Raw genomic sequence first — 17,873 nt, 5'->3', positions numbered from 1 at the left:
GCCGTCAGCGGCCTGCTCGACGATCACATCGGCGGCATGGTGCCGTTGAGGCCGACGGCGACGCGGTCGGCGGAAACGGTGGAATCGCTATTTCGTTCTCCGGTGATGAAGACGCCGGCGCCGGGCTTCAGATCGGCTTTCGTCGCCGACGTCAGCGTCACGACGGGCGTGCCCTTCGGAATGTTGATCTTGCGCTGGCCACCCTTGTAGGTGAGCGTCAGGGTCGGGCCGTTGACCGAGGTCACGGCGTTGGCGACCGTGGCGTTGGTCATCGAACCGTTCGGCGCGGAATCCCAGGGACGGTCGCCTTCGCCCGTTCCCTTCATCGAAACGGGGAAAATGACCACTTCGATGGCGCCGTTGATGCCGCTGTCGGTCGGCTGCGAAGCGATGCCGACGAAATCGCCGGGCTTGATGTCGCCGACGGCCGCCTGGACGACGCCGCCGACGTTCCAGCCGGATTTCAGCGCGACCGTCACGTCCTTGCCGTCGCGGGACTTGACCTTGAGCGTGTCGCCATCGAGGCTTTCCACGGTGCCGCGCACTTTGACGCGCTCGGCGGCGTAAGTGCTTTGCGAGGCGGCGAGCATGGCTATGGTGAGCGTCAGCGCACCCGCGATCAGACGTTTGCGATGCATGGGCAGTGTCTCCCTTGAATGTCGGCCGCGCGATGTGCCGGTCGCCTTGGATACGAAGCTTGGAACTGATGGATGGCAGGCCGCGTGCCGGGCCTGAAGCCATCCGCGCCGCGATCCTATGCGCGGCTTCCCTTATTCGCCATTCAAACAAGCGTGAGACGGCCGCCGAGAGCAGCGAGGCCAGAAATTCTTGGAAAAGCCGGCTATTTCATGGAACGTCAAGCATTGCTTAACGTTTACCGGTAGACTGCGCTGGTTATCTCGAATTCCCTATCGCGCATTGCGCTGGGCTGGGGAGATTGGGGAACGACATGACCGCGATTCGTCCGTTATTGATCGGAATCCTGTTGATTCTGACGCTGGTTCTGATTGCGCTCAGTATTCTGCTCGTCAATCCAAACCACCCGCTTCGCCAATCCGACAGCCTTATCCCGATGCAGACCGAGCCTGTTCAGCAGCGGCCATAGCGACGGCATGTTTCAGCTTGATGGCGTAAAGCGCGCCACCAGGCTATGGCGATCGCCCGGATAGGTGAGGCGGACATGGGTTATCGGGCCGGCGGCGCTCCAGGTGCGTCGTTCGACCACGAGGCAGGCGGTGCCCTTCTGGACATCCAGGTTCGCGGCGGCATCGCTTTCTGCGGCGATGGCGCGAATCTGATGTTCGGCGGTGCTCCACGGGACCTGGTTGATGAGCCAGGGTCCCGGCGGCAATGTCGCGAAATCGGCATCCGCGGCCTCCGGCACGGCATCGAGATTGATGACGCGATCCTCCACGCAGAAGGGGCGGGGCCCCGCATAGTGAATGCAGGTGATCTCCAGCACCGGAAGCGAGCCGACATATTGCAGCCTGCGCGCGTCCTCGGCCCGTCCGTTCCGCTTCACAAGCTTCGTCAGCTTGTGCGAATAGGGCAGATTGAGCGACAGGACCTCCGACTTGATGTCGTGGATCTCCAGCACGGCGGATTGCGCCTGCGGATGGGTGACGAAGCTGCCCGAGCGCTTGCGCCGCTCGATGAGGCCGGCCCGCGCAAGCTGGGTCAACACCTTGTTCACCGTCATGCGCGAGCAGTCATATTGTTCCGCCAGGTCCATTTCGAACGGAATGCGATGCCCCGGCGGCCAGGCGCCGGAGACGATCTGGCCCTCGATATCGCTGAGGATACGCTGATGCAGAGTCGCCTCTTTGCCTGTCGTCATGCCGCCCGTCTGTTCCGTGTAAGACATGGGATTTCCCGCAAGTTATTTAGGGGGCAATCGATGGGAGGGAAAGCGCTTTTTAACCGATGAGTTCAGCCATCGCCTTGCGGAAGCGCGCGGAAATCGCCTCTCTCTTCTGATGCCGGCCGCCAGCGACCTGCTTTTGGCCCAGCGTCCAGACGCCGTCGACCGTGACGCCGCCGGCAAAGGTCCAATGATCGAGAATGCGATCGCCGGAAAGGTAGGGTGCCGCGCTGATATCGAGCGAAACGATGTCGGCATAGTTGCCGACGGCGAGCCCCGCCGGAGCTTTCAGGGCGATGCCGCCGCCCGCCAGGGCGCCGTCGAACAGCATGCGCGCCGTCGACCCGCCAGGGGCGGCGATGACGTTGCGGGCGCGCAGCGCCAGACGTTGCGAATATTCGAGTTGCCGCAGCTCCTGCGGGACCGAAATCAGGATGTTGGAATCGGAGCCGACGCCGTAACGGCCGCCTTCCTCCAGGAAGAGCGGAGCGGGGAAGACGCCATCGCCGAGATTGGCTTCGGTGATCGGGCAGAGGCCGGCGATCGCGCCGCTCCTCGCCATGCGCCGGGTTTCATCCTCGGTCATGTGCGTGGCGTGGATCAGGCACCAGCGGCTATCGACCGGGGCGTGATCGAGCAGCCATTGCACCGGCCGGGCGCCGGACCACGCGATGCAGTCCTCGACTTCCTTCACCTGCTCGGCAACGTGGATATGGATCGGTCCGTCGCCGGCGATGGGCACGAGCTTTGCCAGCTCCTCGGGCGTGACGGCGCGCAGGCTGTGCGGCGCAATGCCGAGCTCGGCGCCCGGCAGGCGGTTCGTCACCGTGCGGCAGCCGGCCATCAGCGCCTCGAAGCTTTCGATCGAGTTGATGAAGCGCCGCTGGCCTTCGATGGGGGCAGCGCCCCCGAAGCCGGAATGGGCATAGAAAACGGGCAGCAGCGTCAGCGCAATGCCGGTTTCGGCGCTGGCGGCGCCGATGCGCTCGGCCAGCTCGGCGATGTTGGCGTAAGGGCTGCCGTCCTTGTCGTGGTGCAGGTAGTGGAATTCGCCGACGCGGGAGAAGCCGGCCTCCAGCATCTCCATATAGAGCTGCGCGGCGACGGCCTCGACATGATCGGGGTTCATCGACAGGGCGAACTTGTACATGACGGTGCGCCAGCTCCAGAAGCTGTCGTTGGCCGGGCCGCGGACTTCGGCAAGGCCGGCCATGGCGTGCTGGAAGGCATGGCTGTGCAGGTTCGGCACCGCGGGGACAAGAACATCCTGCCTGTCGTCGCTGCCTTCGGGCGCGACACCTGTCGCGATGGCGGCGATGCGGCCGCCTTCGAGGGTCAATCGCACATTTTCGTGCCATCCGTCGCCAAGCAATGCCGTGCGTGCATGAAGTGTCGTCATGGTCTCACCCTTTTCTTTCGGACGCAGAGTCCAAAATCCCTCTTGTCAGCCTTTCGAATATGTATATACATTATGAGCGAGAGAGGAAAGGCGTAAAGCTGATGCGTGGGAACAATTTTTCTGAAGATAGCAAGGAAAACGCGGCTACCAGCCGTGTGTGGCGCAATGCGCGTCTCGCGACCCTGAAAAAGGGCGAGGTCCGGCTCGGCACGATCGAGAAGGGCGCAATCCTGACCAGGGAAGGCCGCATCGTCTTTGCCGGCAATGAAGCCGACCTTCCCGATGTTGCCGGTGCCGAAAGCATCGATCTCGAGGGGCGCTGGGTTACACCCGGCCTCGTGGATTGCCATACACATATCATATATGGCGGCAATCGCGCTCGTGAATTCGAAATGCGGCTGGAAGGCGCGAGCTATGAAGAGATCGCCCGCGCCGGCGGCGGCATCGTCTCCTCCGTGAACGCGACGCGCGCGCTGTCGGTGGATGAGCTCGTTGCCGTCGCGCTGCCGCGCCTCGACACGCTGCTTTCCGAAGGCGTCACGACCGTCGAGGTGAAGTCGGGCTACGGCCTGAGCGTCGAATCCGAACTCAAGATGCTGCGGGCCGCCCGCAAGCTGGCCGAGATCCGCCCCGTTCGCGTCGTCACGTCCTATCTCGGCGCGCATGCGACGCCGGCGGACTACAAGGGCCGCAACGGCGACTATATAAACGACGTGGTGCTGCCCGGCCTGAAACAGGCGCACGCGGAAGGGCTTGTCGATGCGGTCGACGGTTTCTGCGAGGGGATCGCCTTTTCGACGGCGGAAATTGCTCGCGTCTTCGATCTCGCCAAGTCGCTCGGCATTCCGGTGAAGCTGCATGCGGAGCAGCTCACCAATCTCGGCGGCACCAAGCTTGCCGCCTCCTATGGCGCGCTTTCCGCCGACCATCTCGAATATCTGGACGAGGATGGCGTGAACGCCATGGCGGCATCCGGCACCGTCGCCGTTCTCCTGCCCGGCGCCTTCTATGCCATCCACGAAAAGCAGAAGCCGCCGGTCGAGGCGCTGCGCAAGGCGGGCGTGCCGATCGCGGTCGCGACCGATTGCAATCCCGGTACGTCGCCGCTGACTTCGATGCTGCTGACCATGAACATGGCCGCGACGCTCTTCGGCCTGACCGTGGAAGAGTGCATCGCCGGCGCGACGCGCGAAGGCGCGCGTGCCCTCGGACTCCTGTCCGAGACGGGCACGCTCGAGGCCGGAAAGTCGGCTGATTTTGCCATATGGGATGTCGAAAGCCTTGCGGAGCTTGTCTACCGCTTCGGCTTCAATCCCCTCCATGCCCATGTCTTCAAGGGAAAAAGGTTCTACCGATGACCATCGTTCTCCATCCAGGTTCCGTTTCGCTGCAGCAGTTGGCAGAGATCTACTGGGCCGGCGAGCCTGCCAGGCTCGATGCTTCCTTCGATGCCGGCATTGCCAAGGCGGCTGCTCGCATCGCCGAAATCGCGGCCGGAAATGCGCCGGTCTACGGCATCAACACCGGCTTCGGCAAACTGGCATCCATCAAGATCGACGCAGCCGATGTCGCCACCCTTCAGCGCAATCTGATCCTTTCGCATTGCTGCGGCGTCGGCCAGCCGCTGCCCGAGAATGTCGTGCGCCTGATCATGTCGCTGAAGCTGGTTTCGCTCGGCCGCGGCGCTTCCGGCGTGCGGCTGGGGCTGGTGCGGCTGATCGAGGCCATGCTTGAAAAGGGTGTCGTGCCGGTCATCCCCGAAAAGGGCTCGGTCGGCGCGTCCGGCGATCTGGCGCCGCTGGCGCACATGACCGCCGTCATGATGGGTCATGGCGAGGCATTCTATGCCGGCGAGCAGCTCTCCGGCGCGGCAGCGCTCGAAAAGGCCGGCCTGAAGCCGGTCGTGCTTGCCGCCAAGGAAGGGCTGGCGCTGATCAACGGCACGCAGGTTTCGACCGGGCTTGCGCTGGCCGGCCTCTTCCGCGCCCATCGCGCCGCTCAGGCAGCCCTTATCACCGGCGCCATGTCGACGGATGCGGCCATGGGGTCTTCGGCACCGTTCCATCCCGACATTCACACGCTGCGCGGCCATCAGGGCCAGATCGATACCGCATCGGCCCTGCGCGGCCTGCTTGCCGGTTCCGTGATCCGTGAAAGCCATATCGAAGGCGACGAGCGCGTGCAGGATCCCTATTGCATCCGCTGCCAGCCGCAGGTGGACGGCGCCTGCCTCGACCTCCTGCGTTCGGTCGGACGCACGCTCGAAATCGAAGCCAACGCCGTTACCGACAACCCGCTGGTGCTTTCGGACAATTCCGTCGTCTCCGGCGGTAATTTCCACGCCGAACCGGTGGCCTTCGCCGCCGACCAGATCGCCATCGCAGTCTGCGAAATCGGCGCAATTGCCCAGCGCCGTATCGCGCTGCTCGTCGATCCGGCGCTGAGCTACGGCCTGCCGGCCTTCCTCGCCAAGAAGCCGGGCCTGAATTCCGGCCTGATGATCGCCGAAGTGACCTCGGCTGCGCTGATGTCCGAAAACAAGCAGATGTCACACCCGGCCTCGGTCGACTCGACACCGACCTCGGCCAATCAGGAGGACCACGTATCCATGGCCTGCCATGGTGCGCGCCGCCTGCTCGGCATGACCGAAAACCTCTTCAACATCATCGGCATCGAGGCGCTGACGGCTGCCCAGGGTGTCGAGCTGCGCGCGCCGCTGACGACCAGCCCGGAATTGACGCTCGCCATATCCGCGATCCGTGCGGCCGTGCCTTCGCTGGACGAAGACCGCTACATGGCAAACGACCTGAAAGCCGCCGGCGAGCTGATCGCTTCCGGCGCACTCAATGCCTCGATTTCAACCGACATCCTGCCCTCTTTGGAGATGTGACATGACCAACCCACGCCATAACATTCGCGAAATCCGCGCACCCCGCGGCCCGGAACTCAACGCCAAGAGCTGGTTGACCGAAGCGCCGCTGCGCATGCTGATGAACAACCTCGATCCGGACGTCGCCGAAAACCCGAACGAGCTGGTCGTTTACGGCGGTATCGGCCGCGCCGCCCGCACCTGGGACGATTTCGACCGTATCGCCGCGACGCTGAAGACGCTCAACGAAGACGAGACGCTGCTCGTGCAGTCGGGCAAGCCGGTCGCCGTGTTCCGCACCCATAAGGATGCGCCGCGCGTGCTCATCGCCAACTCGAACCTCGTGCCGCACTGGGCAACGTGGGATCACTTCAACGAGCTGGATAAGAAGGGCCTTGCCATGTACGGCCAGATGACGGCCGGCTCGTGGATCTATATCGGCACGCAGGGCATCGTGCAGGGCACCTACGAAACCTTCGTGGAAGCCGGCCGCCAGCATTATGACGGCAACCTCAAGGGCAAGTGGATCCTGACCGGCGGCCTTGGCGGCATGGGCGGCGCACAGCCACTGGCAGCCGTCATGGCCGGCGCCTGCTGCCTCGCCGTCGAGAGCGACGAAACCCGCATCGATTTCCGCCTGCGCACCCGCTATGTCGATGAAAAGGCAAAGACGCTCGACGAAGCGCTTGCCCTGATCGACAAGTGGACGAAGGCCGGCGAAGCCAAGTCTGTCGGCCTGCTCGGCAATGCCGCTGAAATCTTCCCCGAACTGGTGAAGCGCATGAAGGCTGGCGGTCCACGTCCGGATATCGTCACCGACCAGACTTCCGCTCACGACCCGCTGAACGGCTATCTGCCGGCCGGTTGGACGGTGGCCGAGCACAAGGCCAAGCGCGAAAGCGATCCGAAGGCCGTCGAGGCTGCCGCCCGCGCCTCGATGAAGGTGCATGTCGAAGCCATGGTCGACTTCTGGAACGCCGGCGTTCCGACGCTCGACTACGGCAACAACATCCGCCAGGTCGCCAAGGACGAAGGCTTTGAAAACGCCTTCGCTTTCCCGGGCTTCGTGCCGGCTTACATCCGTCCGCTGTTCTGCCGCGGCATCGGCCCCTTCCGCTGGGCTGCTCTCTCGGGCGATCCGGAGGATATCTACAAGACCGACGCCAAGGTGAAGGAACTCACCCCCGGCAACACCCACCTGCACAACTGGCTGGACATGGCGCGCGAGCGCATCGCCTTCCAGGGCCTGCCGGCGCGCATTTGCTGGGTCGGTCTCGGCGATCGTCACCGCCTTGGCCTGGCCTTCAACGAAATGGTCAGGAACGGCGAGCTGAAGGCGCCCGTCGTCATCGGCCGTGACCATCTCGACTCCGGCTCAGTCGCTTCGCCGAACCGCGAAACCGAAGCCATGAAGGACGGCTCGGATGCCGTTTCCGACTGGCCGCTCTTGAACGCGCTGCTCAACACCGCCTCGGGCGCGACCTGGGTATCGCTGCACCACGGCGGCGGCGTCGGCATGGGCTTCAGCCAGCACTCGGGCATGGTCATCTGCGCCGACGGCACCGATGATGCGGCCCGCCGTCTGGAGCGCGTTCTGTGGAACGACCCGGCAACCGGCGTCATGCGTCATGCCGATGCCGGCTACGACATCGCCCTCGACTGGGCAAAGCAGCAGGGCCTGCGCCTGCCGGCTATCCTGGGGAACTAAGATGAAGCTGCTACGCGCCAGTGACCACAAGCGCATGCCCTGGAAAAACGGTGGCGGGGAAACGGTGGAGATCGCCGTTTCGCCCGACGGCGCAGGGCTTGCCGAATTCGACTGGCGCGTCAGCATGGCGACCGTTGCCTCGGACGGGCCGTTTTCGGTCTTTCCGGGCATCGATCGCACACTATCCATTCTGGAGGGAGAGGGCATGACCCTCTTCATCGAAGGCCGCGCGCCCGAGCGCCTGACACAGGCAAGCGCGCCGCTTCCCTTTGCGGCCGATGCCCCGACGTCGGCCACTTTGATCGACGGGACGATCACCGATCTCAACGTCATGACGCGGCGAGGCCGCTTCACGCATTCCGTGCGGCGCGTTTCCGTTGACGGAACTGTCAGTCTTGCTTCCCGGCGAGGCGTGACCCTTATCCTTTGTCATCGTGGTCACGCTGAAATCGCCAAGCTTTCGCTTTCGGCACTGGATTGCCTTCTTCTGGACGCAGGCGGACAGGAAACAAGCGTCTCCGGAAAAGCGGAGCTGTTTCAGATCGATATTCAGGCCAATCGTCTACGCTAGGCGGGGATAACCAGCCGAAGCGATGCGCGCGATAGAAGGCCATCGCTATGTTGCAGATGTCTGAATAGCGCCGGTCGAACAGACCGGCGTTGATTTGAGCTTGTTGGAATTGGGTTGAATTGATTGTCTTGACACTCGAGCCTCTGTGCAGCTCCATTGGCGGCAGTTTCAGAGGATGCCTCCATGAGCGACGATCCGATCCCAGCCGATAGCAAGCTCACCACCTCCAAGCGCCGCTGGGCGGCGGAGGGCAAGTTTCTGACGGGGCGCATCAGCCGGCCCGAGACCGAGCGGCTGCCGCCGGGGCAGCATCTCGTCAAGAACTGGCCGGTGCTCGATCTCGGTGTGCAGCCACAAGTTTCCCTGTCGAGTTGGCGGCTTGATGTGTTCGGCTTCGTGGAAAAGCGGCTCAGCCTCGATTGGGCGGCTTTCCAGGCGATCGAACGGAGCACCCGCGTCAGCGATATCCATTGCGTGACGACCTGGTCGCGCTACGACAATCGCTGGGAAGGGGTTTCGACGCGTGATCTCCTTGATCTCGCCATGCCGACGGCCGAGGCCCATCATGTGCTGCTGACCAGCTATGACGGCTATACCACCAACCTGCCGCTTTCGGATTTCGCAGCCGAAGACGCGATCCTCGCCACCGCCTGGGAGGGCAAGCCGCTGGCCGGCGAGCATGGCGGCCCGATGCGCCTGGTCGTGCCGCATCTCTATTTCTGGAAGAGCGCCAAGTGGCTGAGCCGCATCGAGCTCATCGGCGCCGACAGGGTCGGCTTCTGGGAGAAGAACGGCTATCACATGTATGGCGACCCCTGGCGGGAGCAGCGCTACTCGGACGATTGATTCGGGCACGACGGAGCCGCCAGGCCGTGCGGTGGCTGCAAACGCGAAAGAGATCGCGACTTCCTGTGTCACCGTGCCGATTTGATGGCGCCGACGTGGCTTTGCGGCTTTGCAAGCCGCCGCGATGGGCGTATTCAATGATGGTATGATTGTTGCCGGAGTACCGGCCCCTTTAACGCCCTTCTCTGAAATTTCATGCCATGACCGTTGCCAGGACCACAGATCAGCCTTCCGAAGCAAGTTTCGGCCGGCAGTCCCGCATCATCGCCCTTGTCGTCGCCGTCTCCTTCTTCATGCAGATTCTCGACGGCACCATCGTCACAACGTCGCTGCCGCAGATGGCGAAAACGTTTGGTGTCGAGCCGGTCTCGATGAGCATCGGCATCACGGTCTACCTGCTGACCATGGCGGCTTTCGTGCCGCTTGCCGGCTGGGCGGGCGATCGCTACGGCGCAAGGCGGGTGTTTCTCGCGTCGATCACCATCTTCACCGTGGCATCGCTGTTTTGCGGTTTGTCGGGCAATCTCACCGAATTCATCATCGCCCGCGCCGTCCAGGGCGTCGGCAGTGCGCTGATGACGCCGGTGGGGCGCATCATCGTGCTGAAAAACGCGCGTAAATCCGATCTCGTACACGCAATGTCGATGATCACCTGGCCGGCGCTGACCGCTCCCGTCATCGGCCCGGTGCTCGGCAGCTTCATCACCACCTATTTCAGCTGGCACTGGAACTTCCTGATCAACATCCCGATCGGCATCATCGGTCTCGGTCTCGTCCTGCGCTTCGTGCCGGACCAGCGGGAGGAGAAGGTCGCGCGGCTGGATTTCATCGGCTTTCTCCAATCGGCTGCCGGGCTGACGTTTCTGCTCGCCGGTCTGGAATTCGTGGTTCAGGGCACTACCGGACTGGCGCCCAGCATCGGGCTCGTTGCCGCGGGCGTGGTTTTCTCGGTTGTCGCCACCAGGCATTTCATGAAGGTCGATGCGCCCTTGCTCGATCTCTCCGCCTTCAAGGTGCAGACATTCGCCATGTCGACGCTTTCGGCCGGCACGGCAAGCCGCGTCGCGATCAATGCCACGCCCTTCCTCATTCCGCTGCTCTTCCAGGTCGGTTTCGGCCGCACGGCGATCGACGCCGGCACCTATCTGCTCTTCTATTTCGCCGGCAATCTCGGCATGAAGGCGATCACGACGCAGATGCTGAGAGCCTTCGGCTTCCGTGACGTGCTCGTCGTCAATGGCCTGATCTCGTCGGCCAGCATTGCCGCATGTGCGTTTCTATCGCCTTCCACGCCGGATCTGCTGATATATTGCCTGCTATTCATTGCCGGCCTTTCGCGATCGATGAACTTCACGGCGCTGAATACGCTCGGCTTTGCCGATATCCATGCCGCACAGCGCAGTTCCGCTTCGACATTGTCGAGCATGCTGCAGCAGGTGTCGCTGTTGCTCGGCGTTGCCGTGGCGGCCGCGGTGCTCAATCTTTCACGTACGTTTCATGGGGGTGAAACGCTCTCGCTTGTCGATTTTCGCTGGGCTTTCCTCGTCGTTGGCCTTATCGGTGGCATCTCCGCATTGCGTTTTATCAGCCTGCCGCACGATGCCGGCGCAGAGGTGTCCCGCCACAAAGTGAAGACCTGATCAAAACCTTCAAACTCTTAACGATATTGAGACGCAAGCCGCTGTAAAAATGGCTTGCCAGTTCCCATATGAATTTCGCAACAACTCCCATAGGAGGCAGTCCCATGCTGCTTAGAACCCTCGCTATCTCCGCTCTCGTTGTCGGCATGTCCAGCGCCGCCATGGCGGAGCAGGTGCACAAGCATCATCCCAAGCGCGTCAATGTCGAGGCGTTCCAGGCCGATGTCGGCAATGTCGACCATTCGAAGGATGCAATTCTTCCGGACGGCACGATCAATACCGACCCGTCGGTGACCGGCCCGATCCGCGCCGGCGACTCGATTTCCCGGCTGCAATGCGCCGCTGCCCCCAACTCCGTCGGCGCACGTTCGAACACGTTCTCCGCAGGCTCGGCCTCGCTTTGCCCGTAACGGCTGGATGGTATCGAGCCGGCTTCGCCCACTCGGGGCGGCCTAGGCCAGCTCGATATCGGTCTGCTTGAACCGGTCGCTTTTCGACAATAGCGGCTGGCGGTAATAACGAGCGCAGGCATAGGTTATGCAATCGTCAAGGCTGAGGCGTGCCGAATGGCTGTCTTGGCCGTAGTGCTCGTAAGCCTCGGTCGCCAGTGCGGCGGCGCGGGGCGGCACGGCAAGCTGCTGAATGTTCATGAGCTGCAGAAACGTGCGGACAGCTTCGCCGGCCTCGGTCGGCGATAATCCCAAAATGGCGGACACCAGGATTGCGGCGTTCATAACCGCGAGCGGCGACGTCGTTCGCGCCGTTGCCGGCTGCATGCGGATGGCGAAGGCGCGCGCCTCCTCTTCGTCGGTCATCATTGCCGACAGCACCGAAGCGTCGATAAACATCAAACGTCTCCCGTCGTGCCGGCATTCTCGCCCTTGGCAGTGGCTTTCTGCTTGAGATTACGGCAGAAGGCGACGGCGACATCGGCAAGGGCCGGTTTCGTCAGTTCTTCATCCAGTGCCTTCTGCAAGGCCAGTCGCACCGCCTCGGTCTTGGTGGGAGCTTTGGTCAGGGCCTGATAGCGCCGGGCCAGCCGATCGATGGCGTCGTCCTTGATGTAAAGCGGCATGGAATATCCTTTCAATTTTTGCGGATATCCTTAAGGCGTATATGCCGGGAGGGCAATCGGATCCGTCTGCGGCCTTGAGCTCATCTTTTGTGATATTTAGATGACGAACATCATCTAACGTGGTAGCAGTAGCGTTCAAAGATGCCGTTCGCTGACCGTGAGGAGTTGTCATGCCCGCTATCGATCCTGTCGTGATTGTGTCCGCCACGCGCACGCCGCTTGGCCGTTTCCAGGGAGAACTCGCTTCGCTGCAGGCGCCCGAGCTAGGCGCGCATGTCATCCGCGCGGCGCTGGAGCGCGCCGGCCTTTCGGCGGAGAGTGTGGACGAGGTCCTGTTCGGCTGCGTCCTGCCTGCGGGGCAGGGACAGGCGCCGGCACGGCAGGCTGCGCGCGGGGCCGGCCTGCCGGATGCGGTCGGCGCCACCACCATCAACAAGGTCTGCGGCTCCGGCATGAAGGCGACCATGCTGGCGCATGACCTCATTCTTGCCGGATCGGCCTCCATCGCGGTCGCCGGCGGCATGGAGTCGATGTCGAATGCGCCCTATCTGCTCGCCAAGGCACGCGGCGGCTATCGCATGGGCCACGACCGCATCTTCGACCATATGATGCTCGACGGGTTGGAGGATGCCTATGAGAAGGGCCGCTCCATGGGCGATTTCGGCGAGATGGCGGTCGAGGCCTATCAGTTCAGCCGCGACGATCAGGATACTTATGCGGTCGAGACCCTGTCGCGTGCCCGCAAGGCGCTGGAAACGGGCGCTTTCGAGGCGGAGATCACGCCGGTTTCGGTGATGGCCAAGGGCGGTCCGGTCACCGTTGCCAAGGACGAGCATCCGCAGAAGGTGTCGCCGGAAAAGATCCCGACACTGAAACCCGCGTTCCGCAAGGACGGCACCATCACGGCCGCCAGCGCTTCCGCCAATGCCGACGGTGCGGCAGCCCTGATCCTGACGCGCCGCTCGATCGCCGAGCGCGAGGGCTTGCCCATTCTTGCCGAGATCAAGGCCCATGCCACGCACAGCCAAGAGCCGGCCTGGTACACGACGGCGCCGATCCCGGCGATCCGCAAGGTGCTCGACAAGACGGGATGGAAGATTGGCGATGTCGATCTGTTCGAGATCAACGAGGCCTTCGCCGTCGTCGCCATGGCGGCGGCAAAGGACCTCGGCATCGAGCGCGATCGCCTCAACGTCAACGGCGGCGCCTGCGCCCTCGGCCACCCGATCGGCGCCACGGGCGCGCGCCTGATCGTGACGCTGCTGCATGCGCTGGAACGCCAAGGCGCCAGGCGCGGTGTCGCAGCACTCTGCATCGGCGGCGGCGAGGCGACGGCGATTGCGGTGGAGAGGGTTGGATAGGCGTCGCTTCAGGCGCGCTTGTTTCATCGGCATCGGTGGACTGGCCCGCATCCTAGCCTTCTCCCCACTTGGGGGAGAAGCGACGACCGTGCCAGACGGTGAGCTTGCGGGAAATATCGTAGGTTATTGTCGCGTACCCCCTTCTCCCCGAGGGGAGAAGGTATATGCCGCATCGACTTGCGCCATATGCGATAGCCCAGCTGCTTACGGGGGAGGGATATTTTTCATGCAGCCATCCAAACCGCCGTCCATTCTCACCCCTCCGACAACTCCTCCAAGATCGGACAGTCCGGCCGCTCGTTGCCGTGGCAGGCGTGGACGAGATGTTCCAGCGTGTGGCGCAGCTCCGTCAGTTCACGGATCTTGCGGTCGATTTCGATGAGTTTCGTGGCGGCGATGTCCTTGACGTCGGCGCTGGCGCGGCTCTTGTCTTCATAGAGTGCCAGCAGCTGCCGACACTCCTCCACCGAGAAGCCGAGGCTTCGCGAGCGGTGGAGAAAGCGCAGCTTGTGCACGTCGTCGGAGCCATAGTCACGGTAACCGTTGTCGCTGCGGTCGGGCCGGATCAGTCCGATATCCTCGTAGTAGCGGATCGTCTTGGCCGGCAGGCCGGAGCGGCCGGATGCTTCGCCGATGTTCATCTTCTTCTCCCTATTTCGCGATCCGCAGCCGCAGCGCGTTGGCGATGACCGAGACCGAGGACAGGCTCATCGCAGCGGCCGCGATCATCGGCGACAGCAGCAGGCCGAAGACCGGATAGAGCACCCCTGCGGCCAGCGGCACGCCAAGCGCATTATAGCCGAAGGCGAAGGCAAGGTTCTGCTTGATGTTGCGGATCGTCGCTTCCGACAGGCGGCGTGCCCTGACGATACCGTTGAGATCGCCCTTCACCAGCGTAATGCCGGCGCTTTCCATGGCGACGTCAGCGCCCGTTCCCATGGCGATGCCGACATCGGCGGCGGCGAGCGCCGGCGCATCGTTGACGCCATCGCCGGCCATGGCGACGACATGGCCCTTGGCCTGCAGTTCGTCGATCAGCGCCTTCTTGCCCTCGGGCAGCATGTCGGCGCGCACCTCGTCGATGCCGAGCTGCCTGGCGACCGCAGCGGCGGTCTTGCCATTGTCGCCGGTCGCCATGACGATCGTCAGGCCGCTCTCGTGCAGCGCCTTGATCGCGGCTGCGGTGGTCGGCTTGATCCGGTCGGCGACGGCGACAAGGCCGGCGAGCTTGTTGTCGATGGCGACGAACATCACGGTCTTGCCTTCGCCGCGCAGGCGCTCGGTCTCGGCCTTCAGGGCATCGGTCGCGACCGCAAGGTCAGCCATCATCGCGGCATTGCCGAGGGCGATCGCGGTTTCGCCGGCGCGGCCTTCGACACCCTTGCCCGTGATCGCCGAGAAGCCGGAAACGTCGATGAAGCTTGCGCCGCGTTCCTCGGCACCGGCAACGATCGCTTCGGCGAGCGGATGTTCGGAGCCGCGTTCCAGGCTGGCTGCGAGCGACAGAAGATGCACCTCCTCTATGCCCGTCGTCGTGACGACGTCCGTGAGGTTCGGCTTGCCTTCGGTCAGGGTGCCGGTCTTGTCGACGATCAGCGTATCCACCTTCGCGAAGCGTTCCAGCGCCTCGGCGTCGCGCACCAGCACGCCTTCCTGTGCGCCGCGGCCCGTGGCGATCATGATCGACATGGGCGTCGCCAGCCCGAGCGCGCAGGGGCAGGCGATGATCAGCACCGCGACGGCGGCGAGCAGCGCATGCGCAAGGCGCGGCTCCGGCCCGACGAAGGCCCAGACGGCGAAGGCGACGACCGCGGCCGCGACCACGGCAGGCACGAAGACGGCGGAGACACGGTCGACCATCGTCTGGATCGGCGCGCGCGAGCGCTGCGCCTTGGCGACAAGCTCGACGATGCGCGACAGCGTCGTGTCGGCGCCGACCTTTTCGGCCTGCATGACGAGCGTGCCGTTCTTGTTGATCGTGCCGCCGGTCAAGGTATCGCCCCTGGCCTTTTCGACTGGCAGGGGCTCGCCCGTTATCATCGATTCATCGATGGTGGATTGTCCTTCCACGACGGAGCCATCAACCGGAACGCGCTCGCCGGGGCGTACGCGCAGCCGGTTGCCGGCCTGGATTTCGTCGACGGGTACATCGGTCTCGCTGCCATCGGCGCCAATGCGGCGTGCCGTCTTGGGGGCAAGGTCGAGAAGCGCGCGGATGGCCGAGCCGGTGCGTTCGCGCGCCTTCAATTCCAGGACCTGACCGACGAAGACCAGCGCGATGATGACCGAAGCGGCTTCGAAATAGACCGGCACGCTTTCGCCATGGCCGCGGAAACTCATGGGAAACAGGCCGGGGGCAAGCGTGGCAACGAGGCTATAGAGATAGGCGGCGCCGACGCCGAGGCCGATCAGCGTCCACATGTTGGGGCTGCGGTTGACGAGCGAGTTCCAGGCGCGGCGGAAGAAGGGCAGGGCTGCCCAGAGCACGACCGGCGTCGCGAGGATGAGTTCGACCCATGTGGCGAAGGGTTCGCCGATCCAGTCGCGCATGGGCAGGCCGATCATCGGGCCCATGCTGATGACAAGCAGCGGCAGCGACAAGGCGGCGCTGATCCACAGCCGGCGGGTGAAATCGACAAGCTCCGGATTCGGGCCCTCGTCGGCGGCCGGCACGCCCATGGGTTCCAGCGCCATGCCGCATTTCGGGCAATCGCCGGGATGGTCGCTGACGACTTCGGGATGCATCGGGCAGGTATAGAGCGTGCCCTTCGGCACTGGCTTGGGGGCCGGCCGGTTGCCGTCGAGATAGGCGGATGGATCCGTCTCGAACTTGGCCTTGCAGCCGGCGGAGCAGAAATAGAATTTCTCGCCCTCATGTTTCAGAAAATGACGCGCCGTGGCGCGATCTACGCTCATGCTGCAGACCGGATCCTTGGCGGAAAGATAATTTTCCGGCGCAGCTTCGAATTTCGCATGGCAGCCGTTGCTGCAGAAGTGGAAGCTGCGGCCCTGATAGTCCAGCGATGGCTTTCCGGCGTTGGGATCGACGGTCATGCCGCAGACGGGATCGCGGATCACCGCATCCTGCGTCTGGGTGTCGTGATGGTGGTGATGACCGTGGCCGTGATGGCTGTGATCCTGCTCGTCGTGCAATGCCATATCGAACTCCTTTGCCCCGGTGGGGGGTATCGGACTGCTTTATGAACCTTCCTGTCACTGGAAGGTCAAGCGGAAAATAATGATTGCCATCCACAGTTCACAGGGTGCCCTTCCTATCTCGCCGCGAAGGGCGGTGATAAGTTCCGTAAGATCGATGCAATGATGTGATTCCAATGCGATATGATCTGACCACGCTTCCGCTTGCCACGCTTCTGCCCGCCATCGTCAGGGCGGAAGACATGCTGGCGCGGCTGGACGAGCGTGTCCAGCGGCATGCGGTGGCGGATGGTTTTCGCGAGCGCGGACATTTTTTCGATGCCGCCGGTGCGCTCTGGGTCAGCGGCGAACTGGTGCATGTGGAGGATCTCGTGTTGCACGATGCGCGCATGGATACGCGCACGCCCACGCATGAGCTGACCATAGCCCATGCCGTGCTGCGGAGCCGGCGACGCCTTTGGACCGCCGATCCTTCCTGGGGGCTCGAGGCTGCCGGACTTGCCGTCTTGCGCGGCGACGTGGGCGAGGCTGAAGACGCGATCCCGCCGCGCCCGACATCGGCCCGGACCATGGAGCCCGAAGAGGAGGACGAGGAAGACAATTTCGGTGTCGATTTCGCCGAGATCGACGCCATCCTCGCCCGATCCGACAAGATCCTCAACGGCGGCGTCCCGGAACCTCGACCGGCGTCCATCGATGCCGACGACCCTCTTGCCCTGATCCGCGACGAGGATTGGGATGAGGATGTGCGGCTGGAAAGCTGGCGTTCCACCATCCGCGAGGCGGATCTGCTGCCGCCGGTTCTCGGTGCGGCGGTGCTGTTCGACGCCTGGGAGCGAATCGAGCCCTTGCGGCGACAGCACTGGCTCGGCGGCCTGCTGGCCAGCGCCTATCTGCGCAGCCGGGGCAAGGTGACCTCGCATCTTTTCTGCCTGAATGTCGGGCTGAAAGCCGTGCGGCATGACCGGCGGCGCGCGCCGGACCGCACGACGCGTCTTGCGGCCTTCCTGGAGGCCATGGCGCTCTCGGCCGATTCAGGCCTGAAGGAGCTGGATCGCCTTTCGCTCGCCAGGCTGCAGATGGAGCTGCGGCTCAAGGACCGGCGGTCGAACAGCAGCCTGCCGGAGGTCATCGACATCGTGCTGTCGCGGCCGATCGTCTCGGCCAAAATGATCGCGCGGCATGTCGGCGTCACGTCCAGGGGCGCGCTTAATCTGGTGGCCGAACTCGGCCTGCGCGAAATGACGGGCCGTGGCCGCTATCGCGGCTGGGGCGTGCTTTGAGCGCCGCAACGGCTGGTGCGCGCAGAAGCATCAAGCCTTGCAACCACAACCCTGGTTTTTCGTCCAATGTTACAGTTTGTTACGCTAAGTGGCGCTAAAATGGA

At 63.6% G+C, this 17,873-nt stretch carries 17 protein-coding genes; 10 read left to right on the top strand and 7 right to left on the bottom strand.

Features of this window, described 5'->3' with window-relative positions; genetic code table 11:
* Nucleotides 1-23 precede the first annotated feature (23 nt).
* Nucleotides 24-638, bottom strand: a complete 615-nt coding sequence (locus GR212_RS14050; RefSeq protein ID WP_163987181.1) for a hypothetical protein — start codon at nucleotides 636-638, stop codon at nucleotides 24-26.
* Nucleotides 639-949: 311 nt separating this feature from the next.
* Between GR212_RS14050 and GR212_RS36820 the strand changes: the two genes are divergently transcribed.
* Nucleotides 950-1,105 (top strand): hypothetical protein, encoded by a 156-nt coding sequence (locus GR212_RS36820; protein ID WP_204326573.1) that lies wholly within the window; start codon nucleotides 950-952, stop codon nucleotides 1,103-1,105.
* Nucleotides 1,106-1,117: 12 nt separating this feature from the next.
* Here GR212_RS36820 and hutC read toward each other — a convergent pair whose 3' ends face one another.
* Entirely contained in the window at nucleotides 1,118-1,837 is a 720-nt protein-coding gene (hutC, locus tag GR212_RS14045; RefSeq protein ID WP_163987368.1) for a histidine utilization repressor, read from the bottom strand.
* Between the two features lie 79 nt (nucleotides 1,838-1,916).
* Nucleotides 1,917-3,260: a formimidoylglutamate deiminase gene (locus tag GR212_RS14040; protein WP_163987180.1), complete on the bottom strand. Its 1,344-nt coding sequence runs from the start codon at nucleotides 3,258-3,260 to the stop codon at nucleotides 1,917-1,919.
* A 101-nt stretch (nucleotides 3,261-3,361) separates the two neighbouring features.
* On the opposite strand from GR212_RS14040, the gene hutI reads away from it, so the two are divergent.
* The 7 genes from hutI to GR212_RS14005 all read left to right on the top strand — a co-directional run bounded on the left by hutI (nucleotide 3,362) and on the right by GR212_RS14005 (nucleotide 11,304).
* Entirely contained in the window at nucleotides 3,362-4,618 is a 1,257-nt protein-coding gene (gene hutI / locus GR212_RS14035; protein ID WP_163987179.1) for an imidazolonepropionase, read from the top strand.
* Nucleotides 4,615-6,150, top strand: coding sequence for a histidine ammonia-lyase (hutH, locus tag GR212_RS14030; RefSeq protein WP_163987178.1), 1,536 nt, complete (start codon nucleotides 4,615-4,617; stop codon nucleotides 6,148-6,150). Before hutI ends, hutH begins: the two co-directional genes overlap by 4 nt.
* A 1-nt stretch (nucleotide 6,151) precedes the next feature.
* Complete coding sequence (gene hutU, locus GR212_RS14025; RefSeq protein WP_163987177.1) at nucleotides 6,152-7,837, top strand: urocanate hydratase; 1,686 nt, start codon at nucleotides 6,152-6,154, stop codon at nucleotides 7,835-7,837.
* Nucleotide 7,838: 1 nt separating this feature from the next.
* A complete protein-coding gene (locus tag GR212_RS14020) occupies nucleotides 7,839-8,408 on the top strand; it encodes a HutD/Ves family protein (RefSeq protein WP_163987176.1) in 570 nt (189 codons plus the stop codon).
* A gap of 183 nt (nucleotides 8,409-8,591) precedes the next feature.
* Nucleotides 8,592-9,254, top strand: coding sequence for a sulfite oxidase-like oxidoreductase (locus tag GR212_RS14015; RefSeq protein WP_163987175.1), 663 nt, complete (start codon nucleotides 8,592-8,594; stop codon nucleotides 9,252-9,254).
* A gap of 200 nt (nucleotides 9,255-9,454) precedes the next feature.
* Nucleotides 9,455-10,894: an MFS transporter gene (locus GR212_RS14010; protein WP_163987174.1), complete on the top strand. Its 1,440-nt coding sequence runs from the start codon at nucleotides 9,455-9,457 to the stop codon at nucleotides 10,892-10,894.
* Between the two features lie 104 nt (nucleotides 10,895-10,998).
* Entirely contained in the window at nucleotides 10,999-11,304 is a 306-nt protein-coding gene (locus GR212_RS14005) for a hypothetical protein (protein WP_163987173.1), read from the top strand.
* 42 nt (nucleotides 11,305-11,346) lie between these two features.
* On the opposite strand, the gene GR212_RS14000 is transcribed toward GR212_RS14005, so the two are convergent.
* Both GR212_RS14000 and GR212_RS13995 read right to left on the bottom strand, forming a co-directional pair.
* Complete coding sequence (locus tag GR212_RS14000) at nucleotides 11,347-11,742, bottom strand: type II toxin-antitoxin system VapC family toxin (RefSeq protein WP_163987172.1); 396 nt, start codon at nucleotides 11,740-11,742, stop codon at nucleotides 11,347-11,349.
* Nucleotides 11,742-11,969 carry a type II toxin-antitoxin system VapB family antitoxin gene (locus GR212_RS13995; protein ID WP_163987171.1) on the bottom strand — a complete coding sequence of 76 codons (228 nt, stop codon included), beginning with the start codon at nucleotides 11,967-11,969 and terminating at the stop codon, nucleotides 11,742-11,744. Before GR212_RS13995 ends, GR212_RS14000 begins: the two co-directional genes overlap by 1 nt.
* 170 nt (nucleotides 11,970-12,139) lie before the next feature.
* On the opposite strand from GR212_RS13995, the gene GR212_RS13990 reads away from it, so the two are divergent.
* Nucleotides 12,140-13,330 carry an acetyl-CoA C-acyltransferase gene (locus GR212_RS13990; protein WP_163987170.1) on the top strand — a complete coding sequence of 397 codons (1,191 nt, stop codon included), beginning with the start codon at nucleotides 12,140-12,142 and terminating at the stop codon, nucleotides 13,328-13,330.
* A 254-nt stretch (nucleotides 13,331-13,584) separates the two neighbouring features.
* Here the strand turns inward: GR212_RS13990 and cueR are convergent, their stop codons facing one another.
* Both cueR and GR212_RS13980 read right to left on the bottom strand, forming a co-directional pair.
* A complete protein-coding gene (gene cueR / locus GR212_RS13985; RefSeq protein WP_163987169.1) occupies nucleotides 13,585-13,971 on the bottom strand; it encodes a Cu(I)-responsive transcriptional regulator in 387 nt (128 codons plus the stop codon).
* Nucleotides 13,972-13,981: 10 nt separating this feature from the next.
* Complete coding sequence (locus GR212_RS13980) at nucleotides 13,982-16,489, bottom strand: heavy metal translocating P-type ATPase (protein ID WP_204326572.1); 2,508 nt, start codon at nucleotides 16,487-16,489, stop codon at nucleotides 13,982-13,984.
* A gap of 173 nt (nucleotides 16,490-16,662) precedes the next feature.
* Here GR212_RS13980 and GR212_RS13975 point away from each other — a divergent pair, with 173 nt between their 5' ends.
* Entirely contained in the window at nucleotides 16,663-17,769 is a 1,107-nt protein-coding gene (locus tag GR212_RS13975) for an RHE_PE00001 family protein (RefSeq protein WP_163987168.1), read from the top strand.
* The last annotated feature ends 104 nt before the right edge of the window (nucleotides 17,770-17,873 follow it).

Origin of the sequence: Martinezella lusitana, from assembly GCF_010668395.1 — a bacterium.
GTDB lineage: Bacteria > Pseudomonadota > Alphaproteobacteria > Rhizobiales > Rhizobiaceae > Rhizobium > Rhizobium lusitanum_A.
Note: the sequence above shows the minus strand (reverse complement) of the source record. Positions and strands in the feature narration are given on the sequence as shown.